Origin of the sequence: Pseudomonas sp. EA_65y_Pfl2_P74 (genome assembly GCF_963970575.1) — a bacterium.
Lineage (GTDB): Bacteria > Pseudomonadota > Gammaproteobacteria > Pseudomonadales > Pseudomonadaceae > Aquipseudomonas > Aquipseudomonas baetica_A.
The window spans coordinates 222,260-248,887 of record NZ_CAXAOQ010000002.1; the positions used below are offsets into that span (position 1 = coordinate 222,260).

19 protein-coding genes are annotated in these 26,628 nt (G+C 60.0%); 8 read left to right on the forward strand and 11 right to left on the reverse strand.

Annotation, left to right across the window (positions count from 1 at the left end; genetic code table 11):
- The first annotated feature begins 32 nt into the window (after positions 1-32).
- On the forward strand, positions 33-7,898 hold the full coding sequence (locus tag AACY18_RS02515; protein WP_339464110.1) for a retention module-containing protein: 7,866 nt from the start codon (positions 33-35) through the stop codon (positions 7,896-7,898).
- A gap of 241 nt (positions 7,899-8,139) precedes the next feature.
- Here AACY18_RS02515 and AACY18_RS02520 read toward each other — a convergent pair whose 3' ends face one another.
- The 5 genes from AACY18_RS02520 to AACY18_RS02540 all read right to left on the reverse strand — a co-directional run bounded on the left by AACY18_RS02520 (position 8,140) and on the right by AACY18_RS02540 (position 12,019).
- Positions 8,140-8,499 (reverse strand): DUF6124 family protein, encoded by a 360-nt coding sequence (locus AACY18_RS02520; protein WP_339432668.1) that lies wholly within the window; start codon positions 8,497-8,499, stop codon positions 8,140-8,142.
- 337 nt (positions 8,500-8,836) lie between these two features.
- Positions 8,837-9,484, reverse strand: coding sequence for a retron Ec78 anti-phage system effector HNH endonuclease PtuB (gene ptuB / locus AACY18_RS02525; protein WP_339432667.1), 648 nt, complete (start codon positions 9,482-9,484; stop codon positions 8,837-8,839).
- Between the two features lie 13 nt (positions 9,485-9,497).
- Complete coding sequence (locus AACY18_RS02530; RefSeq protein WP_339432666.1) at positions 9,498-10,901, reverse strand: AAA family ATPase; 1,404 nt, start codon at positions 10,899-10,901, stop codon at positions 9,498-9,500.
- A gap of 124 nt (positions 10,902-11,025) precedes the next feature.
- Positions 11,026-11,421 carry a YbaN family protein gene (locus AACY18_RS02535; protein WP_339432665.1) on the reverse strand — a complete coding sequence of 132 codons (396 nt, stop codon included), beginning with the start codon at positions 11,419-11,421 and terminating at the stop codon, positions 11,026-11,028.
- A 10-nt stretch (positions 11,422-11,431) separates the two neighbouring features.
- Positions 11,432-12,019: a YecA family protein gene (locus tag AACY18_RS02540; protein ID WP_339432664.1), complete on the reverse strand. Its 588-nt coding sequence runs from the start codon at positions 12,017-12,019 to the stop codon at positions 11,432-11,434.
- Between the two features lie 266 nt (positions 12,020-12,285).
- On the opposite strand from AACY18_RS02540, the gene recQ reads away from it, so the two are divergent.
- The 3 genes from recQ to AACY18_RS02555 all read left to right on the forward strand — a co-directional run bounded on the left by recQ (position 12,286) and on the right by AACY18_RS02555 (position 16,875).
- A complete protein-coding gene (gene recQ / locus AACY18_RS02545; RefSeq protein WP_339432663.1) occupies positions 12,286-14,415 on the forward strand; it encodes a DNA helicase RecQ in 2,130 nt (709 codons plus the stop codon).
- Between the two features lie 134 nt (positions 14,416-14,549).
- On the forward strand, positions 14,550-14,984 hold the full coding sequence (locus tag AACY18_RS02550; RefSeq protein ID WP_007962151.1) for a MarR family transcriptional regulator: 435 nt from the start codon (positions 14,550-14,552) through the stop codon (positions 14,982-14,984).
- A gap of 127 nt (positions 14,985-15,111) precedes the next feature.
- Positions 15,112-16,875 carry a FimV/HubP family polar landmark protein gene (locus tag AACY18_RS02555; RefSeq protein WP_339464111.1) on the forward strand — a complete coding sequence of 588 codons (1,764 nt, stop codon included), beginning with the start codon at positions 15,112-15,114 and terminating at the stop codon, positions 16,873-16,875.
- Between the two features lie 147 nt (positions 16,876-17,022).
- On the opposite strand, the gene AACY18_RS02560 is transcribed toward AACY18_RS02555, so the two are convergent.
- Positions 17,023-19,224: a patatin-like phospholipase family protein gene (locus AACY18_RS02560; RefSeq protein WP_339432661.1), complete on the reverse strand. Its 2,202-nt coding sequence runs from the start codon at positions 19,222-19,224 to the stop codon at positions 17,023-17,025.
- Positions 19,225-19,294: 70 nt separating this feature from the next.
- Here AACY18_RS02560 and AACY18_RS02565 point away from each other — a divergent pair, with 70 nt between their 5' ends.
- Positions 19,295-19,582 (forward strand): SelT/SelW/SelH family protein, encoded by a 288-nt coding sequence (locus AACY18_RS02565; protein WP_339432660.1) that lies wholly within the window; start codon positions 19,295-19,297, stop codon positions 19,580-19,582.
- Here AACY18_RS02565 and AACY18_RS02570 read toward each other — a convergent pair.
- Together AACY18_RS02570 and AACY18_RS02575 are read right to left on the reverse strand one after the other, a co-directional pair.
- Complete coding sequence (locus AACY18_RS02570) at positions 19,576-20,469, reverse strand: DMT family transporter (protein ID WP_339432659.1); 894 nt, start codon at positions 20,467-20,469, stop codon at positions 19,576-19,578. The genes AACY18_RS02565 and AACY18_RS02570 overlap by 7 nt on opposite strands.
- Positions 20,470-20,541: 72 nt before the next feature.
- Positions 20,542-21,306, reverse strand: coding sequence for an AraC family transcriptional regulator (locus AACY18_RS02575; protein ID WP_339464112.1), 765 nt, complete (start codon positions 21,304-21,306; stop codon positions 20,542-20,544).
- A gap of 132 nt (positions 21,307-21,438) precedes the next feature.
- Between AACY18_RS02575 and AACY18_RS02580 the strand changes: the two genes are divergently transcribed.
- Entirely contained in the window at positions 21,439-22,254 is an 816-nt protein-coding gene (locus AACY18_RS02580) for a UDP-2,3-diacylglucosamine diphosphatase (RefSeq protein WP_339432657.1), read from the forward strand.
- A 54-nt stretch (positions 22,255-22,308) separates the two neighbouring features.
- Here the strand turns inward: AACY18_RS02580 and AACY18_RS02585 are convergent, their stop codons facing one another.
- Positions 22,309-22,899 carry an HD domain-containing protein gene (locus tag AACY18_RS02585; RefSeq protein ID WP_339464113.1) on the reverse strand — a complete coding sequence of 197 codons (591 nt, stop codon included), beginning with the start codon at positions 22,897-22,899 and terminating at the stop codon, positions 22,309-22,311.
- Between the two features lie 25 nt (positions 22,900-22,924).
- On the reverse strand, positions 22,925-23,236 hold the full coding sequence (locus AACY18_RS02590; RefSeq protein ID WP_339432655.1) for a DUF962 domain-containing protein: 312 nt from the start codon (positions 23,234-23,236) through the stop codon (positions 22,925-22,927).
- Positions 23,237-23,400: 164 nt separating this feature from the next.
- Here AACY18_RS02590 and AACY18_RS02595 point away from each other — a divergent pair, with 164 nt between their 5' ends.
- Positions 23,401-24,462, forward strand: coding sequence for an AraC family transcriptional regulator (locus tag AACY18_RS02595; protein WP_339432654.1), 1,062 nt, complete (start codon positions 23,401-23,403; stop codon positions 24,460-24,462).
- Here AACY18_RS02595 and AACY18_RS02600 read toward each other — a convergent pair.
- Positions 24,419-25,873 carry a TrkH family potassium uptake protein gene (locus tag AACY18_RS02600; protein WP_339464114.1) on the reverse strand — a complete coding sequence of 485 codons (1,455 nt, stop codon included), beginning with the start codon at positions 25,871-25,873 and terminating at the stop codon, positions 24,419-24,421. The genes AACY18_RS02595 and AACY18_RS02600 overlap by 44 nt on opposite strands.
- Before the next feature lie 121 nt (positions 25,874-25,994).
- Between AACY18_RS02600 and AACY18_RS02605 the strand changes: the two genes are divergently transcribed.
- A complete protein-coding gene (locus tag AACY18_RS02605; protein WP_339432652.1) occupies positions 25,995-26,561 on the forward strand; it encodes a nitroreductase family protein in 567 nt (188 codons plus the stop codon).
- Positions 26,562-26,628: the final 67 nt, after the last annotated feature.

Here is a 26,628-nt window from a genome sequence, read left to right on the forward strand (position 1 = left end):
TGCCGACGGTGGTCGGCAGCGGAGGAATTCACATGGCAACGCTCATTGGTATCGTCACTAAAGTCATTGGTCAGGTTTTCGCGCAAGGTACTGACGGCACTCGTCGCGCCTTGGTCGAGGGCGACCGTTTGTTTGCTGGCGATCAACTGATCACCGGGGCCGAAGGCGCCGTCGCCGTTCATCTGCAAAATGGCCAGGATTTGACCCTGGGCCGCGACAGCAGCCTGACCATGACCGGCCAATTGCTCGCCGATCAGGCCGCCCATGTGAACGCGCCGGAGGCTGTGACCCCGAGCGAAGCGCAACTGACTGACGTCGAGCAGATTCAGAAAGCCATCGCCGCCGGTGACGACCCGACCAAAACCGCTGAAGCCACCGCCGCTGGCCCCAACGCCCCGGGCGATACCGGTGGTGCAGTGGGCGGCGGGCACAGTTTTGTCTTGCTGACGGAAGTCGGCGGGCGGGTTGATCCGATCATCGGTTTCCCCACTGCCGGGTTCAATGGCATTCCCGAATTTCCCGAAGAGCGCCACAACGCCGTGATCGATAACGGCGATGGCACCCCCGCGCCTGTCGTGCCGCCCGTCAACAACCTCGTGACCCTCACCGGCCTTGCCGTGCCCGGGGGCGAACTGACACTCAACGAAGCGAATCTGCCAGACGGCTCGGCGGCCAACGCTGGCGCGCTGACCCAAAACGCAAGCTTCACGGTAACGGCACCGGACGGTTTGAACAGTCTGAGCATCGGCGGCATCAACGTGATCAGCGGTGGGGTGGCCGTCGGTTTCCCGCAATCGATCACCACGCAACTGGGCAACACCCTGACCATCACCGGTTACAACGCGGCGACCGGCGTGGTCAGTTACAGCTACACCCTCAATGGCAACGACACCCATGCGACGGGTGGCGGCGCCAATAGTCTCAGCGAACAGTTCACCGTGATCGCCGGCGACAGCAATGGCGATACCGCGACCGGTACGCTGGACATCAACATCATCGACGACGTGCCCAAAGCGTTCGATGACAGCAACGCGTCGACCGCCTCGGAAACCTTGCTCACGCTGACCGGCAACGTCCTGACCAACGACGTGCAAGGCGCCGACCGTGTACCCACCGGGCCGGTGACGGCCGGTACATTCACCGGCACCTACGGCACGTTGGTATTGAACGCCAACGGCACTTACACCTACACGCTGAACACCAGTGATGCGGATTTCAAAGCGCTGCACGGCGGCGGCAACGGCACCGAAACCTTCGCCTACACCATCACCGATTCGGACGGTGACACCAGCACCGCGAATCTGGTTTTGCAGATCCACAACAACGACGACCCGGTGATCATCAACGGCTTGAACGTTGAGGGCGGGGAGTTGACGGTTTACGAGAAAAACCTCGGCGACGGCAGTGCACCGGATTCCACGGCACTGACCCAAAGCGGCACCTTCAGCATCACGGCTTTGGACGGCGTCACCACGCTGACCGTCGGCGGCATCGCCGTGGTCACCAATGGCGTGGCCGCCGGTTTCCCGCAATCGGTCACTACGCCTTTGGGCAGCACGCTGACGATTACCGGTTTCAATGCGGCAACCGGCGTGGTCAGTTACAGCTACACCCTGGTCGATAACGAAGCGCATCCCACCGCCAATGGCGCGAACAACCTGCCTGAGCAGTTCGCCGTGACCGTGGTCGATGACAACGGCACCACCGCCAACGCGACCCTCGACATCAACATCATCGACGACCTGCCAAAAGCGTTCGATGACAGCAACGCAACCACGGCTTCGGAAACCCAACTGACCCTGACCGGCAACGTCCTGACCAACGACGTGCAAGGCGCCGACCGTGTACCCACCGGGCCGGTGACGGCCGGTACATTCACCGGCACCTACGGCACGTTGGTATTGAACGCCAACGGCACTTACACCTACACGCTGAACACCAGTGATGCGGATTTCAAAGCGCTGCACGGCGGCGGCAACGGCACCGAAACCTTCGCCTACACCATCACCGATTCGGACGGTGACACCAGCACCGCGAATCTGGTTTTGCAGATCCACAACAACGACGACCCGGTGATCATCAACGGCTTGAACGTTGAGGGCGGGGAGTTGACGGTTTACGAGAAAAACCTCGGCGACGGCAGTGCACCGGATTCCACGGCACTGACCCAAAGCGGCACCTTCAGCATCACGGCTTTGGACGGCGTCACCACGCTGACCGTCGGCGGCATCGCCGTGGTCACCAATGGCGTGGCCGCCGGTTTCCCGCAATCGGTCACTACGCCTTTGGGCAGCACGCTGACGATTACCGGTTTCAATGCGGCAACCGGCGTGGTCAGTTACAGCTACACCCTGGTCGATAACGAAGCGCATCCCACCGCCAATGGCGCGAACAACCTGCCTGAGCAGTTCGCCGTGACCGTGGTCGATGACAACGGCACCACCGCCAACGCGACCCTCGACATCAACATCATCGACGACCTGCCAAAAGCGTTCGATGACAGCAACGCAACCACGGCTTCGGAAACCCAACTGACCCTGACCGGCAACGTCCTGACCAACGACGTGCAAGGCGCCGACCGTGTACCCACCGGGCCCGTGACGGCCGGTACATTCACCGGCACCTATGGCACGTTGGTATTGAACGCCAACGGCACTTACACCTACACGCTGAACACCAGCGATGCGGATTTCAAAGCGCTGCACGGCGGCGGCAACGGCACCGAAACCTTCGCCTACACCATCACCGATTCGGACGGTGACACCAGCACCGCGAATCTGGTTTTGCAGATCCACAACAATGACGACCCGGTGATTCTCAACGGCCTCGACGTCTATGGCGGTGAACTCACCGTTTACGAGAAAAACCTCAGCGCCGGCACCAGCCCTGACGCGCCAGCGCTGACCCAGAGCGGCACCTTCACCGTCACCGCACTCGACGGTTTGCAAACCCTCACCGTCGGTGGCATCGCCGTGGTGACTGGTGGCGTCGCCGCAGGTTTCCCGCAATCGGTGGTCACGCCGCTCGGCAGCACGCTGACCATCACCGGCTACAACGCGACGACCGGCGTGGTCAGCTACAGCTACACCTTGGTGGATAACGAAACCCATCCCAATGGCAACGGCGCCAACAGCATCACCGAGAACTTCAATGTGGTGGCGACCGACACCGACGGCAGCACTGCCAGCGGCCAGATCAACGTCAACATCATCGATGACTTGCCCAGCGCTCACCCCGATTCGGCGTCGGTGGCGGAGGGCGGCACCGTCAGCGGCAATGTGCTGGACAACGACATTGGTGGCGCCGATGGCCCGGCCGTTACGGGCGCCGTGGTTGGCGTGCGCGCCGGTTCAGATACCTCGACCTCGGCCCTCGGTGGTTTGAACACCCAGATCAACGGCACTTACGGTTACCTGACGCTGGATGCCAACGGCAACGCGGTTTACCACAGCGCGCCCAATGCCGTGAATGGGCCTGGCGCGTTCGATGTGTTCACCTACACCGTGCGTGATTCCGACGGTGATGAAAGCACCACGACCATCACCATCGATGTCTCCAACAGCAAACTGTGTGCGGCCAGCGATACCGACGTCACCGTGTACGAGAAAGCCCTGGACCTGACCAAGGATGGCGCCGACCTGGCCGCCGGTACGGTGACTGGCAGCGATCCGACCAGCACCGGTGAAACCGCGTCTGGCACGTTGGTCGGCTCGGTCACGGGCGCGGTCGGTGCGATCAGCTATGCGCTGGTCGGCAGCGCCATCGGCAGCTACGGACAGATCGTGCTCAACCCCAACGGCACCTACACCTACACCCTGACATCGCCGGCAACCACCACGCCGCATGCCGACGACGGTGCCAACACCCTGACCGAAAGCTTTACCTATCAGGCCACCGATTCGCTGGGCAACATCGTCACCAGCACCATCGTCGTCAGCATCGTCGATGACGTGCCCAAAGCGATGAACGACAGCAACGCGAACACCGCATCGGAAACCCAATTGACGCTGACCGGCAACGTATTGACCAACGATGTGCAAGGGGCGGACGTGGTAGCGACCGGGCCGAATGCCGGGCCGATCACGCCCGCCACCATCGTCGGCACTTACGGCACCTTGGTGCTCAACGCCAACGGCACTTACACCTACACCCTGGACACCAATGATGCCGATTTCAAAAACCTGCACGGCGGCGGCAACGGCACCGAAACGTTCACCTACACGCTGACCGATGCCGACGGCGACACCAGCACCGCCAACCTGATGCTGAACATCCACAACAATGATGATCCGGTGGTGCTCAACGGGCTCGATGTCTATGGCGGCGAACTCACCGTCTACGAGAAAAACCTCAGCGACGGCACCAACCCCAACACTGCGGCGCTGACCCAAAGCGGCACCTTCATCGTCACCGCGCTTGATGGTCTGCAAACCCTCACGGTCGGCGGCATAGCCGTGGTCACCAACGGTGTGGCTGCAGGCTTCCCGCAATCGGCCGTCTCGCCCCTGGGCAGCACGTTCACCATCACCGGTTACAACCCGGCGACCGGTGTGGTCAGCTACAGCTACACCTTGGTGGATAACGAAACCCATCCGAGCGGCAACGGTGCCAACAGCCTCACCGAAAACTTCAACGTGGTGGCCACCGACACCGATGGCAGCACCGCCACGGGCCAGATCAACGTCAACATCATCGATGACCTGCCAACTGCCACACCCGACACGGGGTCGGTGGCGGAGGGCGGCACGGTCAACGTCAGCGTGCTGGGCAATGACATCAGCGGGGCCGATGGTGCGGCCACCGTGGTTGGCGTGCGCGCCGGCAGCAACACCGGCACTTCGGCCGTTGGCGGGCTCAACAGCAACATCAACGGCGCCTACGGTTACCTGACCCTGGATGCGGCGGGCAACGCCGTTTACCACAGCAATCCGAACTCGGTCAGCCCACCCGGCGCCACCGACACCTTTACCTACACCATCCGCGACACCGACGGCGACGAAAGCACCACAACCCTCACCATCAACGTTGCCGACAGCAAACTCGTGGCCTCGGTCGATCAGGACGTGACGGTCTTTGAGAAAGCCCTCGACCTGACCCAGGACGGCCAGGACCTGGCCCCGGGTACGGTCACCGGCAGCGATCCGACCAACACCGGCGAAACCGCAACCGGCACGCTGGTCGGCGCGGTGACTGGCGGCAGCGGCGCGCTCACTTACACCTTGGTTGGCAGCGCCACCGGCACCTACGGGCAGATCCAGCTCAATGCCAACGGCACCTACACCTACACGCTGACGTCGGCACCGAAAACCTCGCCGAACGCCAACGACGGGGCCAACACCCTGAGCGAAAGTTTCACCTACAAAGCCACTGACGCGCTGGGCAACAGCACCACCAGCACCATCGTGGTCAACATCGTCGATGACGTGCCCAAAGCGGTGGCGTCGGATCGCTCGGTGGCGGCGGTGGAGATCGATTCCAACATCCTCATCGTGCTCGACATCTCCGGCAGCATGGCCGACGCCTCCGGTGTGCCGGGCCTGTCGCGGCTGGACCTGGCCAAGCAAGCGATCAGCGCCTTGCTCGACAAATACGATGACCTCGGTGATGTGAAAGTCCAACTCGTGACCTTCAGCAGCAGCGCCACTGACCGCACCACGGTGTGGGTTGATGTGGCGACGGCCAAGACGCTCCTGGCGGGCCTCAGCGCCGGTGGCGGCACCAACTACGACGCCGCCGTGGCGACCATGCAAACGGCGTTCAACACCGCAGGCAAACTCACCGGGGCGCAGAACGTCGGCTACTTCTTCTCCGACGGCAAACCCACCAACGGTCAGGACATCGGCACGGCTGACGAGACCGCACTCAAGGCTTTCCTTGATGCCAACAACATCAAGAACTACGCGATCGGCCTGGGCAGTGGCGTGAGCAACGCCAACCTCGATCCGCTGGCCTATGACGGCATCAGCCACACCAACACCAATGCGGTAGTGGTCACTGATCTCAATCAACTCAACTCGGTGCTGTCCGGCACCGTCGAAGGCGCGCCGGTTACCGGTTCGTTACTGGGTGAGGGCGGCAGCTTCGGCGCCGATGGCGGTTTCATCAAATCCATCGTGGTCGACGGCACCACGTACACCTACGACCCCAAAGCCCTCAGCGGCCAGGGGTCACTGACTGCCACCGGTGGCGTCAACCACGGCACCTTCAACACCGTGAACAACACGCTGAGCATCGCCACCAACAACAGCGGCACGCTGGTGATCAACCTCGACACCGGCGACTACACCTACACCTCGCAGAAAACCACCACCACTGTGATCACCGAGAACATCGGCTTCACCCTCAGCGATAACGACGGCGACCTCGCCAGCTCAACGTTGACCGTGAAAGTGATCCCCAACGCGCCTCCGGTGGCGGCGGACGATCACGTCATCACCAACGTGCTGTCGAGCAACATCGTGGTGCCGGGCGAACTGCTACTGGCCAACGACACCGATCCGAACGGCGACACCCTCAATGCCACACCGACCACCTTCAACACCGGTTGGGTCGCCAAGGGCGCGGACTTCACCGGCACGGGGGCGATCACCTTCAATGGCACCAGCAACAGCGCCGCCAACCAGAACCTGGCCGACGTGCGCAACTCGTTCGCGGCCAACACCGCCGCGATGACCGCTGTACTGGTGGTCAGCGGCTACCTCGGCGCGGTGACCAACGCCAATGCCAACGATGAAGACCTGATCACCGTCAAACTGAAACAGGGCGAGACCCTTAATCTGGATCACAACCTGGCGGCCGGGCACATCACCATGGAGTACTCGCTCAATGGCGGCGCGTTCGTGACCATCGCCGACGGCGGCACCATCACCGCCAGCGCCGATGGCACCTACCAGATCCACATCACCAACATCACCAACACCAGCGGTGGCAACACCAACGCCGCGGAAAACTACCAACTGACCATGACGGTCAACTACGCCGGGGCCCACGACCTCACCCCGGACTACCACGGCACCTACACCGCCAACGACAACCACGGCGGCAGCGACACCGCCGCCGTGACCATCAGCTATCAGGATGGCCACACCCTCACCGGTACATCGGGCGATGACATTCTGGTGGCCGGCACCGGCAACAACATCCTCAACGCGGGCGACGGCAACGACGTGCTCACCGCCGGTTCCGGCAACAACGAACTGCATGGCGGCGCGGGCAATGACTTGCTCTACAGCGGCCCGGGCAACGACCTGCTCGACGGCGGAACTGGCATCGACACCGCCAGCTACGCCCATGCCACCGCCGGGGTCACGGTCAACCTCGGACTGCTCGGTGCGCAAAACACCCTCGGTGCCGGCACGGACACGCTGACCGGCATCGAAAACCTCGTCGGTTCGAACTTCAACGACACCCTGACCGGCGACAACAATAACAACGTGATCAACGGCGGCCTGGGTAACGACATCCTCAACGGTGGTGGCGGCGATGACCTGCTGATCGGCGGCATGGGCAACAACACCATGACCGGTGGCGCAGGGGCCGACACCTTCCAGTGGCTCAAGGGCAACAGCGGCCACGACCTGATCACCGACTTCACCCCCGGCACCGACAAGCTCGACCTGTCGCAACTGCTGCAAGGCGAAAATGGCACCACCGCGTCGCTGGACGATTACCTGCACTTCACCGTCACCGGCAGCGGCGCCTCGGTACTCACCACCATCGACGTCAGCGCCCTGGCCGGCGCCACGCCGAACCAGACGATTGATCTGGCCGGCGTCAACCTCGCCAGCCACTACGGCGTGACACCGGGCGCGGGTGGGATGATTGCCAGCGGGCACGACACCGCGACGATCATCAGCGGGATGCTGAATGATCATTCGTTGAAGGTGGATACGGTGTGATCGGCATTTGATAAAAGCCCTGAAACGACAAAACCCGCCGCCCCGGTTGAACGGGGCGGCGGGTTTTTTCTGGCAGCAGCGATGTATCGCCTGTGAGTCGGCCTTCGCGGGCAAGCCCGCTCGCACAGTGATTTGTGTGGTGCACCAGTTTTGCGAACGACTCGAAACCTGTAGGAGGGGGCTTGCTCCCGAAGGCGTCAGCCACCACAACACATCAATAAAGGCTTGTCACTGATGCCTGCTACTGCGGCAGCTCCAGATTATCCAGCACCCGATTCACCGCCAGCTCCCCGAGCATGATCAATTGCGCAATGCCCAGCACTGTTCTGCGTTGCGGCGCGGGCAACAGGCGGGCGAAGTCATGTGCGATGGTCTTGGCCGAAGCGAGTGTTTCGCAGGCATCGAGCAGCAATTCCTCGTTTTTGGTGTCGGCAGTCGCGGCATACATCCCGCGGTTTTTACGGGGCGGCGGCGTGGATCCAGGCGGGCAGAGGTAATGATCGAGGGCGCGGTCGGCGGCTTTGTTGAGCTTTTTCGAGTCGAGGGATTCGTAGGGGGAGGTGGCGTCGGTTTCGGGTGGGTTGGGTGTGGGTTTGATCATGGTCAAGCTCCTTGATGAATGGAGCTGCCAACGTTCGCGGTCAAACAAACAGGGTGGCAGCTGTACGCGGGTTGACCGACCGGACATCAAGGATTCCGGCACACCCGAAGGTGTCCCACGCACAGCCACCGCGACATGATTTCAGGCAATGCCTGAACACGTGCAGGACGCTGCTGCGCCTTGATGTTGGGCGGACGGTCAAATCCGATCACCGATTCGTCAGCGACCGCGCCACAATAGAACCCGCCCCCAAGGCGCACAAGCCGGCGGATTCTGGCGTAGCTGTAGGCAAAGGCGCAAGGATTCGTAGCCTGGAAGGCGTGTCTGGAGGTGTCTCTCAAACAGTCCGAGATTTCGACAGGGTGTGTCGTATGGCTGTAGAGAATGGCAAATGGGCGATGCTCTGAATCTCGTCTTGCAGAAACTCCTGAAGATCGTTTGGCGACAGTTCTTCGGCTATCGCCATCAGATCCTCAACCGTTTTCTGGTGAGGGCGAATTGCCTCTCGTCTCATGGCGCGCAAGGCCCCGTTTTGCGCGTCCAGATTGAATATGCGCAGCGTCTCGACGGCGCGCGTCAGTGCCCGGTCATCCAGATTAACGAGTGGGCTGATTGTGCCGTCACTGATAAAAAGCAAAAAACCGTCCGGATCATCCTCGTCAGGTTTAAGCAAGTTTTTGTGATCGTAGGGTGGGCAATTGTCTTTGAATTTTCCGCAGGCCTCTTCCCGACAACATGAATTGAAGAGATTGGTCCATTCGAATGTACCTTGGGCATATCCGTGCCTTTGTCGAAAGTGCTCGATATGCGAATGTCCTATCGTGCTGATATCCGCTTCACAGTAGGCGCAACGAGTATCTTGCATAGCTTGAAGACACTGGCGGATCTGCTCTTTGTCTGCATGTGTCACATCAGCCCATTTATTTATTCCATGCCTATAACGAGCAAGACAGTTTGGAACCGTACCTCGAATCAGTTTTCGCATCCGCCCGACTTCCTTATTTTTTTTGTGTCAGTTGTTTGCGTTTGAATGTTTCGAGGCGAATCAACCGATCACAATCAAGCATGTCCGGATGCTGGGTACCAAAATGCAAGTTCAGGTATTCGCGTAGCACCAAACCTTGTTGTGATTTATGCAGATCTTGCTGAATCAGCGCCATGTACTCGCTTAATTTGCGAGAAGGCTCATTGTCAGGTGTGGGGTCAATGCCCATCACGTATGCCAAGACTTGTGAACTGGCGACCCCTTGAGTCTGTTGATCGACATTGCTGATTTTTACTTGCAGCAATTTGTCTTCAGTTACGGTGTGCAGGACACGGATACACTTTGCCCTCACCGAGGTGATTACTTGCGGGCTATGTGTCGTGACGATGAACTGAATATTTGGAAAGGCACCGAGCAGATCAGGTATGACCGTTTGTTGCCACGCAGGATGAAGGTGCATGTCGACCTCATCGATCAATATCACACCCGTGCATTGGCGAGGCGCGGTAATACCCAAGTGAGGATTTAGCTTTATACAGCGATAGGCGATATCTGCCGCCAAGGCAACGATGTTGCGGATACCATCGCTGAGTTGGCTGACTTTCAGCGTCCCATGAATTGGATGTTCAAGTACGAGATCGGAAAACTCACTACTGTAAGCCAGATTTCTCCAGCCAGTTTGAGTCGCGAGGACAGCATTTACTGCATTCTGGACAGCCAGTATCGGATGCGCGAACTCATCCTTGACATCAATACTCAGATGTCCGCGTTCAATGTTGCGAATTTGCTCATCGCGGTAACTGCGGAAAATTCGCGTGTACCACTTAGCGAAGTGCTTATAACTGGATGCCGGATCCAGACAATCGCGGTAGGCGTACGTCCTGGAAAATTCGGCGTTTTCCGCCTTCTCGAATGCAGCGGTCAGCTTTTTCTGACTCCAGAGCCGACCGGTGCCGTAGTAGGCCAGAACGGGTAAATCGAATGGAGGCTGGTCCGAAACTGCGCGGTTGAAAATCTGTACCTCTAGGGCTTCGGCTGCTGCCTCAAGCTTGTTGGCAGCGTCATCACCGCGGGTCTGTGTGCCTTTACGAATGCTTTCACGGCGCCGAGTCCACTCCCAGTTTTGTCCATGCAGAGTTGCTTGAGCAGACAGTCGAGCAGGAAGAGATGGTTCCATTTGATGCGCTTTTAGGGGGCGCAAAAAAACGTCTTCCGGATGAATTCCGGTGATGTCATTGGTAGTGCTGCCGAGGTCAAACCCGCGAACGTAAGGCCACAACGCCACCTTGATAGCATCCAACAGACTTGTCTTGCCTTGACCGTTGCGCGCGACCAACAAAGTCAGCTGAGTATCGAGTTCAAGTGTCAGCAATGGGAAACAACGGTAGTTTTCCAGCTCCAGCCTGATCAGTTTCACAGACTTTCCTCCATGTAGACCGATGCCAGGCTGCGGCAGTGGTGGTGTGTCCAAGGATCAGATTTGGCGCAAATTCTACTGTGATTGGAAACAGGTGCATACCTGTCCTCTATCCAGTAGTGCATCAAGGTTTGCGCAGTGTTTTCTGCCGCAAAATATAAACCGTCACCAACACCGCGCTCGTCAACATGAACCCACGCGCCCACGGCAACGGCACCAGGTAGCAGGAAAACAGAATGCTCGCCCACATCAGCCCGATCGCGTAGACCTTGCCTTTGAGCGGAATGCCGTTGCCATCGAGGTAATCGCGGATCCACGGCCCGAGCCGCGGATGCTCGACCAGCCAGCGATAAAAACGCGGAGAGCTGCGCGCGAAGCAGGCCGCGGCGAGCAGAAGGAAAGGGGTGGTGGGCAGGACGGGCAGGAAAATCCCGATCACCCCCAATGCCACGCTGAGCCAGCCGATGGCCAGCAGGAAGTAGCGCAACATCAGGGGGCGGTTGCCTATGGGGTTGTCCATAGGCCGGATCTTAGTGGTGACGTGGCTTGAGGATCGCCGGTTTTTCGTCGGGCGCCTGGCACAGCAGGTACAGCGCGGTCAGGGCTTCCGGGATCTGCACGATCATGTCGTCCATCAGGTTGGCGTCCTTGGCGATGTCTTCGAACTCTGGCTGTTCGTCGAACAGGCCCGAACCGACCATGATCGGCAGGAGCATTTCGCTGACTTCTTCTTCGGCGGTTTCGAACCAGGCCGCTTCACGCAGGAACACGCCTTCCATGAAGCCAATGCACCAGCCGCGCAGTTCGGAGTCGTCCGGCTCTTCGCCCAGATCCAGTTCACATGGCAGCTCGAACTCTTCGTCGGACGCCAGTTGACGGGCGATGTGGGCCTTGAGGCCGATCAGCGTGGCTTCGATCTCTTCGCGCTGAGCTTCGCTGCTGTAATGCGGCTCTTCGGCGAACAGGGCGTCGATCCATTCACGCTCCGGCACTTCTTCCGAACAAATCGACAGGGCGGTCAGGTAACCGTGGGCGGCCACGTAATCCAGCGCCTCGTCATGCAGTTCGTCGGCGTCGAGGAATACTTGCAGGCGGGTCAGTTGCTCAGCGAAGGACATTACGGGGCTACCTTGGGGGAATAAACAATGCGGGAATTCTAGGCCTTCTTGCGCGCTCAAGCCAGCCACAAGGCAGATTTGCCCTAATTGGTGGAGTCTTATCAGCGGCGCCCTGTGCGAGGGAGTGCTCGGGTATACTGCCGCGTTTTGCGATCCCTGTCCGTATTGCGGCCGTCATGCAACGAGCCCTTACGTTTTGTTTAAGCAGCCCTGGCTGTCTTGAACCAGCCTGCGCAGGGATGTTTCGGTAGATTTTTGGAGTTTTTATGCTCGAACAGGCTCAACGCGTCCTCAAGGACATCTTCGGCTACGACAGTTTCCGTGGCCGTCAGGGTGCAATCATTGAGCGCGTGGCCAGCGGCGGTGATGCGCTGGTGCTGATGCCTACCGGTGGCGGCAAGTCCTTGTGCTTCCAGGTGCCCGCGCTGTTGCGCGATGGCCTGGCGGTGGTGGTCTCGCCGCTGATCGCCTTGATGGACGATCAGGTCGCCACCCTTGACGAACTGGGTGTGGCCGCCGCTGCGTTGAACTCCACCTTGAGCGCCGAGCAACAGCGCGATCTGGCGGCGCGGATCAAGCGCGGCGAAGTGAAGATGTTGTACCTGGCGCCCGAGCGTCTGGTGCAGCCGCGCATGTTGTCGTTCTTGCAAGGCTTGAATATTGCCCTGTTCGCCATCGACGAAGCGCACTGCGTATCGCAATGGGGCCACGACTTCCGCCCGGAATACCTGCAGCTGGGTCAATTGGCCGAGATGTTCCCCGACGTACCGCGCATCGCCCTGACGGCCACTGCCGACAAGCGTACCCGCGAAGAGATCGTCACGCGTCTGCATCTGCAGAACGCCGAGCGCTTCCTGTCGAGCTTCGACCGCCCGAACATCTTTTACCGCATTGTGCCCAAAGAGCAGCCGCGCAAGCAGTTGCTGGCGTTCCTGGCCGAACGGCGCAGCGATGCCGGCATCGTCTATTGCCTGTCGCGCAAGAAGGTCGAGGAGGTCGCGGCGTTTTTGAGCGAGCAGGGCTTCCCGGCGCTGCCGTATCACGCCGGTCTACCCAATGATCTGCGTGCCTTCAACCAGAAGCGCTTCCTCAATGAGGAGGGGTTGATCATGGTCGCCACGGTGGCGTTCGGCATGGGTATCGACAAGCCCAACGTGCGCTTCGTCGCCCACCTCGATCTACCGAAGTCCCTTGAGGCGTACTACCAGGAAACCGGTCGCGGCGGCCGTGATGGTCTGCCGGCGGATGCGTGGATGGCCTACGGTCTGCAAGACGTGGTGATGCTCAAGCAGATGCTGCAGAACTCCGAAGGCGATGAGCGCCACAAGCGTCTTGAGCAGCACAAACTCGACGCAATGCTCTCGCTTTGCGAAGAAACCCGCTGCCGGCGTCAGACACTGCTGGCGTATTTCGATGAAGACATGCCGCAGCCTTGCGGTCACTGCGACAACTGTGTCGACGGTGTGCAGACCTGGGATGCCACTGAACCTGCACGTCAGGCGTTGTCGGCAATTTTTCGCACAGGTCAGCGTTATGGCGTGGGGCATCTGGTCGATGTGTTGCTGGGCAAGGACAACGAAAAAATCCGTAGCTTCGGCCATCAGCATCTGTCGGTGTACGGCGTCGGCAAGGCGCTGAGCGAAAGTGAGTGGCGCTCGTTGTTCCGGCAATTGGTGGCGCGTGGTCTGGCCGATGTCGACCACGAAGGCTATGGCGGTCTGCGTCTGAACGACAGTTGCCGACCGCTGCTCAAGGGCGAAGTCACCCTGGAGCTGCGCCGCGACCTGAAACCGCAAGTCACCGCCAAAACCGTCAGCAAGAGCCCTGCCAGCCAACTGGTGCGCGGCGAAGAGCGCGAACAGTGGGAAGCCCTGCGCGCCCTGCGGCGCAAACTGGCCGAAGAGCATGGTGTGCCGCCGTACGTCATTTTCCCCGACTCGACACTGTTGGAAATGCTGCGCAGCCAACCCACTTCGCTGGCGGAAATGGCCCGGGTCAGTGGCGTCGGTGCACGCAAGCTGGAACGTTATGGCGAGGCCTTCCTCGAGGTGCTCGGCGGCGAGGTCGAGGCGCCGAAAGCGGTGGCCGACGTGCGCCACGAACTGATCACTCTGGCCCGCGCCGGCATGACGCCGATGCAGATTGCCGGTCAGTTGCAGTGCTCGGAAAAGAACGTGTACGCCATGCTGGCCGAGGCCATTGGCAAGCAACAGTTGTCGCTGGAGCAGGCGCTGGACTTGCCCGAAGATCTGATGGGCGAAGTGCAGGATGCGTTCCTTGACGGCGAGGGCGAGTTGCCGTCGGTCGCCGAGATCGCCGAGTTGTTTGCCGGTCGCGTACCGGAAGGCGTCCTTTACTGCGTGCGGGCTGCGCTGCAATCTGAGTTTGAAATGTAAGACGGCGATTACGCCAAGCGCCATACAGTTGTAACGATTCAGTTCAGAGCGCCACTTGCCTATAGCTGCAGCTCATGCTTAGCTGACTAATAATTAGTTTTTCTCTATTACTTCAGTCTAATCATGAGTGTTTTATGCCGTTAACCGATCAACACCGCTTTGGCATGCAACTGGCCCAGATGTCTCGTGGCTGGCGTGCCGAACTGGACCGCCGGCTGGCGGGCCTCGGTCTGTCTCAGGCGCGCTGGCTGGTGCTGCTGCATCTGGCGCGCTTCGAAGATGCCCCGACCCAACGTGAGCTGGCGCAAAGCGTGGGCGTCGAAGGGCCGACCCTCGCACGCTTGCTCGATAGTCTGGAAAGCCAGGGGCTGGTGCAACGCCAGTCCGTGATGGAAGACCGCCGAGCGAAAAAAATTGTCCTCTGCGCACCAGCCCTGCCGTTGATCGAACAAATCGAAACCATTGCCACCCAACTGCGTCACGAATTGTTCGAAGGCGTCGACGAGGCGGATTTGAAGGTGTGCATGCGCGTGCACGGGCACATTCTGGCCAACCTGGAAAAATCTTGAGGCATAACCTTGTGCCGTTTTTTTGAGAGAACGCGCTGAGCAGACTATAAGAACTACTGGGCAATATCGTGTTCGTACCGGATGTGCGAACGCATAGAAGTCGGTTTTGCTTATTTAAGGGATGCTCATGCTCGCAAGTTGGCACATGGTACTGCGCGTTTGCGCCAAAGGGCTTTTGGTCGCAGGCGTGTTCGGCTATTCGACCTGGTCGCAGGCCTTGGGGCTGGGTGATATCACCGTTCATTCAGCCCTCAATCAGCCGCTCAAGGCGGATATCGCCTTGGTTGATGTCGGCGGTCTGACCCAGAGCGATCTTTCAGTGAGTCTGGCCTCGGCAGACGAATTCGGTCGTGCCGGGGTTGAGCGGGTGTTCTTTCTCAACAACCTCAAGTTCACGCCGATCCTGCATGGCAACCGCCAGATGATCCGTGTGACCTCCAGCAAACCGGTCAATGAGCCGTTTCTGGATTTTCTGGTACAGCTCAATCAGCCCAATGGCCGCTTGCTGCGCGAGTACACGGTGCTGATCGATCCGCCGGGCTCGCCCGGTATTGTCCCGGCCACTGATGAGCCTGATCCGCGCGCGCAATCCTCTGCATTTCCCACTGTCGAACCGGTCACCGCACCGACGCAGGCAGCCCAGGGCAAGCGCGAAAGTGCGCCTGTGCCAGCAACGGCATCGGCGCCGGTCAACGATGCACTGGCCGAGCAACTGGCGGCGAGCGTGCTGCAGAACCAGCAGTCGCAAAAGACCCTCGACGAATTGAACGCCAGACTGCAAACACAAGATGTGCAAATTGCCGAAGGCAAGAAGCAGATCAGTGATCTGCAAACCCGCATGGCTGAGTTGCAAAAGGCTGCGCCTGCACCTGTCGTGTCCCCGGCTCCGGTTGCAGCACCGGTCGAATCCACAGATGACGGTTTGAACTGGCCATTGCTGGGTGGGCTGCTGCTATTGCTGGGGGCGTTGGCTGTGTTGTTCATCCTGCGTCGAAGACAGCAACAGCAACAGGGCGATGTTGCGCTGCCGCTGGTGCCTCTGGCGCCTTTGAGCCATGAGCCTGTTCAGGACGCACCCGCAAACACCGAACCTTTCAGGGCTCATGTCGGTGCCGAGCATCGTAATGAGCCAGCTGCGGATAATGTGCTGGAGGCGGTGGGCATTTACCTGGCCTATGGCCGACTCGGCGAAGCCGTTGGACTGCTGCGCGACGCTTTGAACAAGGAGCCGGATCGCATCGATCTCGGTTTGCAGTTGCTGGAAGTGCTGGGGCAGCAGGGCGACAGTGCCGCGTACGGGCAGCACGAAAGCAATTTGCGCGAGCTAGGCGTGGATACTCGACAGTTGCAGGATGTCCGTGCCCGCTACCCGGCGCTGGAGAGCCCTGCGCCGGCCTCGGCAGCCGATCCGTTGGTTGCCAGCGCCGCGCCCGAATCTGCGGTGCTGGAGGATGATTTCCAGTTGAATCTGGATCAGTTGTCGATGGATTCCAGTTGGGATCTTGAGGACACCCGTTCGGTGCCACCGCAGCCATCAGTTAATGAATCGGCTTTGGGCTCCAGCCTGCAGGTGTTGCCGCAGGATTTCGAGTTGCCAGAGACTGAAACCGCCGAGGAAGCGGAGCTTGAGTGGATCCCCGAGCCGGGTGCGCAGCCGCTGGACGATGACTTTCTCGATGAGTTTGGCGATCTGGAACCGTCACTGGAGCCGTTGGATTTGCACATGTCGCAGCCCGTCGAGGCCGCCAGTGCCGGGAAACTCGAACAGGCGCAGACCTGCATCGATGACGGTGACATTGACAGTGCGATCGCGTTGCTCAGCGATTTGCTCAAGGACGGGGATGAACCGTTGAAACAAACGGCCCGGACGTTGTTGGCGGGGATTCGTTGATCTGAGGCCAAGTGTGTTGACGGGGGTAATTGTTTTGACGCCTTCGCGAGCAAGCCCGCTTCCCACATTGGGCTCGTGTTCACAAAACCTGTGTGGGAGCGGCTTGTTCGCCAATTCGGTCCTTCAGGCGCCATCAATCGTTGAGAATCAGAACGTCTGCCCCAGATTCAAATACACCGCCTGCTCATTCGCATCATTCAATCCATAGCTGAAATTCAACGGTCCCAGCGGCGTATCGAAACCGATGAACACACTTGCCGCATTGATGTAGCCGCTGTCGAATTCGTTGTCGTTGTTCCATGCCCGTCCGCGTTCCAGCGAAGCCCCGGCATACAGCGGGAAGTCCAGCGGCAGATACGAGCGCGGTGTCAACCGGCGGTAGTACACCGCGCGCATCAGACTGACGTTTTGCCCGGAAATCGAGTCTTCGCGGAACCCCGACAGTTGCCGCGCCCCGCCGAGCAGGAAGCTCGACGTCACGACGCTGGTGTCGTCGAGGGTGCGGCCGTAGCGACCTCCGAGAATCAGCGTATCGGGCCCACGACTCATGGCTTTGTCGAGTTTGAATTCCCACTGCCGGTAACGTGTATCCGAGCCCAGGCTCGGTTCGAATTGCAGCAGCGTCAGGCTGACGTCCTTGCCCTCATGGGGGTAGTAAACGTTGTCCAGCGAGTCATAGGAATACTTGAGCGAATAGAAGCCCTCGTTGAAACTTTCACTCGGCAGGTCCTGATCGCCAATGCGCACGTCGGCCTTGCCCCAGGCCTCGCCGACGCCGAAACGCACTTCACCGTTGTTGCCAATCTGTCGACCGACGTTCAGGGCCATACCGTAGCGCTCGACGCGGTACTGGGCGATCGGATCATTGTCGAGCACCGCATCGACGTTCTGTGCTTCGAACACCACCGAGGGGGCGATGAAGTAACGCGAGCCGACGTCCAGTGGCTGATAGAACTCGCTGTACAGTTCCTGTTTATCGCCGAACTGCGCGCGGGTCAGCCATTCGGCGCCGAGGCGGTTGATACCGTTGATGCGATAACTGGCACCGAGGTTGAAGGCGCTGTCGCCGCGCATGTCGTCCGACAGGTTCAGGCCGACCCTGAGGTAATCGGTGCCGCTGCGTTTGCCACGGGCGCTGATCACCAAGGTGTGATCCTGGCCCTTGTGTACCACGCGGTATTGCACTTGCTCGAAGTAGTCGAGGCCGTACAGGGTGCCCATGTCCGAATGCAATCGCCCCAGATCCAGAGGCTCGCCGATATGTTGGCGGATGTAGTAGCGGATCACATCGTCGTCGACTTTCGAGTTGTTCTCGACTTTGATCGCGGTGATGATCGGCGTGCGTTGACCCGGCGAGCGTGCGGCGTTGAGTTCGGCGTCCTGCGGTTCGTCGGGTTTGAGCACGGCAAGGCGCGCGTCGAGAATTCTGGTCGCGCGGTAGCCTGCGTCGATCATCTCTTGGGCTTTGCCGAAATCAGTGACGCCAAACGCAGCCAGCGAAGGCTGAATCAGCACATCTGAAGGTTTAAGCACTGCCAGTTGCTCTTCCGAGTTGCGTCGGGTCATCAGGGTGATCGACTGGTTGAGTACGTCGACCACGGTGTTCAGTTGCTTGCGGCTGCGCAGCGGCGTACCGATGTCGACCACGATGGCCACGTCGACCCCCATTTCCCGTGCCACATCGAGCGGGATATTGTCAGTCATGCCGCCGTCCACCAACAGACGACCATCCAGTTCGACCGGTGCGAACACGGCCGGGATCGACATGCTGGCGCGGATCACCTGAGGCAGGTGGCCTTTGCGGAACACTACTTTTTCGCCATTGGCGATGTCGGTGGCCACGGCGCGGAACGGGATCGGCAGTTTGTCGAAGTCGCGGGTATCGCTGGTGTGGGCCAACAGGCTTTCCAGCAGCAGCGACAGATTCTGGCCCTGAATCACGCCCAGGGGCAGACCGAGGCTGCCGTCGTCGCGGAAGCTGAGTTTCTGTTTCACCAGAAAATCGCGGTCATCCTGTTTTCGCCGAAACGGTACATCTTCCCGGGGGGGCGCATCGGAGAGTGCCTGCTGCCAGTCGATCTGCAGCGCGAGTTTTTCCAACTCGTCGATCTTGTAGCCAGAGGCGTACAGCCCGCCGACCACTGCGCCCATGCTGGTGCCGGCAATCGCATCGATCTTGATGCCTTGCTCTTCAAGTGCCTTGAGCACGCCGATGTGCGCGAGACCGCGAGCGGCGCCGCCAGACAGCACCAGGCCGACTTTTGGTCGTGGTGACTCACTGGCATGGACGCTGGCGAGGACGAACAGGGGCAGGAAACCAAGCAGCAGGCAGAACAGCAGACGGCGCATTGTGAGTCTCTGGGCAAGCAATAAAGCCGGCTATTATAGCGGCGCCCTCGTTTCAGGAGTTTCAACGAACATGACTGTCGTAAAAGCAGAAGTTGTCATCACCTATTGCACCCAATGCCAGTGGCTTCTGCGCGCCGCGTGGCTGGCGCAAGAGCTGCTCAGCACCTTCGGTGATGATCTGGGCAAAGTGTCACTGGTGCCGGGCACCGGCGGGGTGTTTCACATCACTTGCGACGGCGTTCAGATCTGGGAGCGCAAGGCGGACGGCGGTTTCCCCGAAGCCAAGGTGCTCAAGCAACGCGTTCGCGATCAGATTGATCCTGACCGCGACCTCGGCCACAACGACCGTACTCAGTGAGAGGCCGCTTCGGCAGCCACGGTTTTTTTGTCGGCATGGCCGGACATGCGAGCAGACACCACGATAGCCACGATGATCAGCGCGCCGCCGATGAGCATGCGTAGCGTCGGGGTTTCATTGAACAGCAGCCAGGCCATGGTGATGCCGTAAACCGGTTCCATCGCAAAGACCACAGCCGCCGTGCGCGCCTTGATCACGGCCAGACTGGCGACGAACAGGCTGTGGGCGACACCGGTGCAGAACACCCCAAGCAGTGCGATCCATAGCCAGTCCAGCGCGCTGACTTCGCTCAGTTGCGGTGCCGCGACCGGCAGTAAACACAGTGCCACCACCACGTTCTGACACAGCGCCGCTTGCACCGCCGGGATACGCCCGGAGCTGGCCCGGTTGGTCAGCGACAGCAGGGAAAACAACAGCCCCGATAGCACCGCCCAAAGCAAACCGGTGGTCGCGCCGCTCGCCAGATCGAACGCTGGGGTCACGAGCACCAAACCAATGCTGACCAGCACCACCAACACTATTTCGTTGGCGCGGATGCGTTCGCGGAAGATCAGTCCCTCAAGAATCACCGTGAATGCCGGAAAACTCGCGAAGCCCAACGTGGCGATCGCAACGCCGGCGACTTTTACCGCGATGAAAAAACTCACCCAGTGCCCGGCCAGCAACACGCCGCCAAGCGCGAGACGGCGCCAGTCGACGGCTTGAAGTTTCTGCCAGCCGCTCTGGCTGGCGAAGCGGGCGAAAAACGCCAAGGCGAGCACGGCGAATGCAGCACGTCCGAAGACGATAACGGCGGGCGATGCGGCGGCGAGCTTGCCGAACACGCCGGTCAGGCCGAACATCAAAGCACCAACATGCAGAGCGCCCAGGGCGGTACGCGGAGTCATTGCAATCCTTGATCCAAACACAAATTCATTGACCTATTGAACCCTGTCTCGGCCAACAAGTCTGTCGGCAAACTAGCGTCTTTTGTTGTAGGACTCGCGCCGCAGTTGGCCAGGAGATGAGCCGAACTCTCGCAGGACGGCGGCCGAGAAAGCACTCTGCGAGCTGTAGCCGACGCGACTGGCGATTTCGCCGATGGGCAGTCCCGTGTCACGCAGCATCTGCACTGCCAGGTGCAGTCGACGACTGCGGATGTAATCCATCGGTGTCTGCCCGCATTCGGCCATGAAGCGTGCATGCAGACGTGCGCTGGACAACCCGGCGACTCGCGCCAGATCGGCGACTTGAAGTGGGTAGGCGGCGTATTGCTCGATGTGCCTGTCCAGGGCTGCATAAGGCAGGCGGCGGGCTGTGAGTTCGGCGGGTTGCGCGTGATTCAGGCTGGCCAGCAGCAACACCGCGCCTTGCTGAGCGATCAGTGGATCGCTGACTGGACTGTTGGCCAGCCAACTGACCAGTTGGCTTTGCCCCGAGTTGAGCGATAACCGCGCAGTCTGGTCGAGCAAACGGCGACTGGTTTCGGCATGTTCGCCCAGCGAATCGGTCAGCCATTGCCCGTCAGGAATGTCCATCACCAGACAACGACTGCCGCCCGGACTGTCGCAGGCGTGATGGGCCCCAGAGGGGACCACCACAAAACTTTGCTGACGCACTTGGCTGCCGCAGCCCTCGACCTCGAAATCCAGCGCGCCGGACAACCCGAAGACCAATTGAGCGTGGTCGTGGCTGTGGACGATCAGGTCGCGGGTGTACTGACGCAGGGTGAGGATCGGACGCATGGCAGGTCTCCGGGCAGGGCGTCAGTCTACACCGTCGCACTCAGGGTGCGCTGTCACAGGACTGACTCACACCTGTCATGGTCGATTAACCGGGCGAGCGCACTCTGGCCAAAACATCCCAGAGGGTTGCCCATGACCAGCGCCGAGCTCGCCAAACCCAGCCGTAAACAACGGGTACGAACCCTGTGGATTTCCGACGTGCATCTAGGCACGCGCGATTGCCAGGCCGAACACCTGTCGCAATTTCTCAAGGGCTACCATGCTGACAAGATCTATCTGGTCGGCGACATCATCGATGGCTGGAAACTGCGCGGCGGCATGTACTGGCCACAGGCGCACACCAACGTGATTCGCCGCTTGCTGACCATGAGCAAACGCGGCACGGAAGTGATCTACGTCACCGGTAACCACGATGAGTTCTTGCGCCGCTATTCCAAGCTGATTCTGGGCAACATCCAGTTGGTCGATGAGGCGGTGCATGTCACGGCCGATGGTCGGCATTTGCTGGTGATTCACGGCGACCAGTTCGATGTGATTACCCGTTACCACCGCTGGCTGGCCTTTCTTGGCGACTCTGCCTACGAATTCACCCTCACGCTCAATCGCTGGCTCAATCACTGGCGCGCCCGGTATGGCTATGGTTACTGGTCGTTGTCGGCGTATCTGAAGCACAAGGTGAAGACGGCGGTGAGTTTCATCAGTGACTTTGAAGAAGCAATCGCCCATGAATGTGTGAAGCGCGAGTTGCATGGTGTGGTCTGTGGGCACATTCACCATGCCGAGATCCGCAAGGTGGGGGACGTGGACTACCTCAATTGCGGCGATTGGGTGGAGTCATGCACGGCGCTGATCGAGCACTGGGATGGCACGATCGAGTTGTATCGATTGGCGGATGCGCAGGCGCGAGAGGCGCAGCTCAAGGCTGCCAACGTCGCTGAGGTCGCCTGAACGACAGAGAACCATGTGGGAGCGAGTGTGCTCCCACACCGGTTTGTGGTGTTCTCAGACTGATGCCTGTTCTTGCATCGCGGCCTTGTAAATCGAGTGCTTCGGCTCGGCGAACAACCGCGCCATCATCGGTTCGAAGAAGCTGAGCGGCAGGGTGTCATACGCAGGGTCGAATGCAGGCGCATCGTACTTGGCGCAGAATTCGGCGGTTGCCTGAAACTGCGGATGCTCCTTGAACTGCTCGCGCAGGTGTCGATCCATGCCCAGGTGATGAAAGAAGTAGTAGCCCTGGAACACCCCGTGCTTTTCGACCATCCACAGGTTCTCGGCACTGACGAACGGCTTGAGAATCGCTGCCGCAATGTCCGGATGGTTGTAAGAGCCGAGGGTGTCACCGATGTCATGTAACAACGCGCACACCACGTATTCCTCCTCACGTCCGTCACGAAAGGCGCGGGTCGCGGTTTGCAGCGAATGCGTCAGGCGATCCACCGGAAAACCGCCGAAGTCACCTTCGAGCAATTTCAGGTGCGTCATGATCCGTGACGGCAACTGTCTGGCGTAGGCACTGAAATCCGCAGCGATGATCGCCCAGTCTTCCTGCGTGCCGTCCTTCATATGGGTGAAGCGCGCGTTGTCGTTCATCGGCCATCCTCAATGTTTCTTTTTTTCAGAACGCCACGCGCCCCAGAATCATGTCGCGGTACATGACGAAATCGCCAAGCAGGCTGTAGAACGGATGTTGAAACGTCGCCGGGCGGTTCTTTTCAAAGAAGAAATGCCCGGCCCAGGCAAAGCCGTATCCAGCCAGCGGTAGGGCCAGCAACAGTAGCCATGCACCTTTGGCGATGGTCAGCGCGAGAATAAAAATCACCAGTGTCGTGCCGATGAAATGCAGGCGACGACAGGTGCTGTTGTTGTGTTCGCTGAGGTAGTACGGATAGAACTCGGCGAAGTTGTTGAAACGTTTGATGTTTTCCACGACCGCTATCTCTGTGGTTATTGTTCTGGCGACGAGTTGTTCTGCGGGTAGCCTATTTGAGTCTAGAGTGATCATGGAGGGGGGCCAGTGACAATCGGCGCCACTTTAGTATCCTTCGCAAATCAGGCCGTAACAGGCGGCCCATCATGTAAAAGAAAAACGCCATGAGCGAACGAACGACTTCTGCAAGCTGGGCGATGGGGATTGTCAAAGCATTGGAGATGGACGGCCTGGATTGCCGGGTTCTGTTCAAGCAACTGGGGCTTGATTACACCGCCCTGGATGATCCGGATGCGCGCTTCCCGCAAGATTCCATGACTCGACTCTGGCAACGGGCAGTCGAGCTGTCCGGTAACCCGGCGATTGGCCTGAACATGGGCAAAGTGGTGCGGCCGGCCTCGTTTCATGTCGCCGGTTATGCGCTGATGTCGAGTAATACCCTGGCCGAAGGTTTTCAGCGATTGGTGCGTTATCAGCGCATCATCGCCGAAAGTGCCGACCTGAGTTTTCGTTTGCTTGAAGACGGTTATGCGCTGATTCTGACCGTGCACGGCGATCATCTGCCGCCGACCCGGCAAAGCGCCGAAGCTTCGCTGGCCTGTGCCTTGGCCCTGTGTGGCTGGCTGAGCGGGCGCACGCTGCACCCGGTCAAAGTACTGGTGCAGGGCGATCAACCGGCTGATCTGCAACCCTACAAACAAGCCTTCCATGCGCCGCTGATGTTCAACGCGCCGTACGATGCGCTGATCTTCGAACGTGCCGACATGGAGGCGCCACTGCCCACCGCCAACGAGGCGATGGCGCTGTTGCACGACCGGTTTGCCGGGGAATATCTGGCACGCTTTTCCGAAAGCCGCGTGACCCACAAGGCGCGCCAGGTGCTGTGCCGTTTGCTGCCTCAGGGCGAACCCAAGCGCGATACCGTCGCACAGACCTTGCACTTGTCGCAGCGCACTTTGCAGCGTCGGTTGCAGGAGGAGGGCACGAGTTTTCAGCAATTGCTCGACGATACCCGCCGCGAACTGGCCGAGCAGTATCTGGCGCAGCCGAGCATGACCCTGCTGGAAATCGCCTACCTGTTGGGGTTCGCCGATCCGAGCAACTTCTTCCGCGCGTTCCGCCGCTGGTTCGACACCACGCCCGGCGATTACCGGGCGCGGCTGTTGCAAGCGCCGAATGCGGTCAGTGACGCCAAAAAGCCGGAATACACAGCACAAACACCGTGATGATCTCCAGTCGGCCGAGCAGCATGCCGAACGAAAGAATCCACTTGGCCGCATCCGGCAGCGTCGCAAAGTTGCCCGCCGGGCCGATGGTTTCGCCAAGGCCGGGGCCAACGCCGGACACGGTACTGGCCGCGCCGGTCAACGCTGTCATCCAGTCGACACCCAGCAGCGACAGCAGCAGGGCGATCACGCAGATGGTGATGGCGAAGAAGAACGAAAAGGTCAGAATCGAACGCACGATTTCTTCGTCGAGGCGGTGACCGTTGTACTTCTGCTTGATCACCGCACGCGGGTGAATCAACTGGTTAAGGTTGGCCTTGAGCAGAATGTAGGCGACCTGGAAACGGAAAATCTTGATCCCGCCCGCCGTCGACCCGGAACAACCGCCGACAAAACCCAGATAGAAAAACAGCATCAGCGAGAAATTGCCCCACAGGCTGTAGTCGCCGAGGGCAAAACCGGTGGTGGTCACCACCGACGTCACGTTCAGCGCCACATGCCGCAATGCTTCCAGCCAGTGCAGGTTGGTGGTCCACCAGTACCAGGTCGCGAGCACCAGCCAGGTCACCAGCAACATCCCGAGCAAACCTTGCACCTGCTGATCCTTGATCAGTGCCCGGCGGTTGCCGCGCAATGTCGCCACATACAGCGTGAACGGCAGACTGCCGAGGATCATGATCACCACCACGACCCAATGAACGGCGGGTTGCGTCCATTTCGCCAGGGATTGATCGGAGGTCGAGAACCCGCCTGTCGAGATCGCCGACATGGCATGGTTGATCGCATCGAACGGGCTCATGCCGGCCCACCATAACGCCAGACTACCGAGAACGGTGATGCCGACGTAGGCGGCCACGATCAACCGCGCCACCATGTGCGAGCGGGGCATGACCTTTTCCGAGCGGTCCGAGGATTCGGTCTGGAACAGCCGCATGCCACCGATGCGCAGCAGCGGCAGAATCGCTACCGCCATACCAATGAAACCGATACCGCCGAGCCAGTGCAGCAGTGAGCGCCAGATCAGGATGCCGGGAGACATGGTGTCCAGACCGCTAAGCACGGTCGCGCCGGTGGCGGTGATGCCGGACATGCTTTCGAAAAACGAGTCGGTATAGCTGATGTGCTGCGTCAGCAGAAACGGCAGCGCAGCGAAGATGCACACCACCAGCCAACTGCTGACGGTCAGCAGGTACATGTCCCTTGGACGCAGATGAATGTGTTCCGGCCTGCCGGGAATCACCAGCGCAAGGCCGGCGACGAAGGTGATCATGCTCGCCCAGAGGAACGACGGCAGGTCGCTGGTGCGTTCGAAAATCATCAGGGTGGCCATGGGCACGACCATGGCAACGGCCAGCGTGATCAGGAAGATGCCGATGATGAAACCAATGATCCGTAAGGTCGGCAACGCCATGAAGTCCGCTCGGGCTGTAGTGTGAAGGGCGCCATTCTACCTGCGGGGCAGGGCATGTAAACCGGCATCCCGATGGCAGATGAAGCTAGAATAGCCGCACATTTTTTTCAGGAGGTGGCCGATGCAGGCTCTCGACGCTTTGCTCAACCGTGTTTCCGTTCCACGACTGGTCGAACCGGCCCCGACGGCGCAGCAGCGAGAAGCCCTGTTTGGCGCCGCTCTGCGTGCACCGGATCACGGGCACTTGCAGCCGTATCGCTTTTTGACGGTCGAAGGCCCGGCGCGCGAGCAGATGGGCGAGTTGCTGGCCGAGGCTGCGCAAATGCAGGAAGGAGAAGTCACTGACGCGATGATCGACAAGGCGCGCAATGGCCCGCTGCGTGCGCCGCTGGTGGTTGTGGTGATCGCGAAGTTGCAGGCGCACATCAAGTATCCCAAGGCCGAGCAGATGCTGGCGGCGGGATGTGCGGCTCACGGGATTTTGCTGGCGGCTTACGCGCAGGGGATTGGTGCGGTGTGGCGTACGGGCGATCTGGCGTATTCGAAACACGTCGCCCAAGGCCTGGGTCTGGCTGAGGGGGAAGAGGTGATCGCGTTCCTGTACCTTGGCACGCCGCAGAAAGAGCCGCGTGTAGCGGAGAAGGTTGATCTGGCGCAGTTTGTCAGCGCCTGGCCGGGCAAGGCCTGATACCCCGAACGCCAATAGGTGAGCGGGCTTGCTCGCGAAAGCGGTGTGTCATTCAACATCGTTGTTG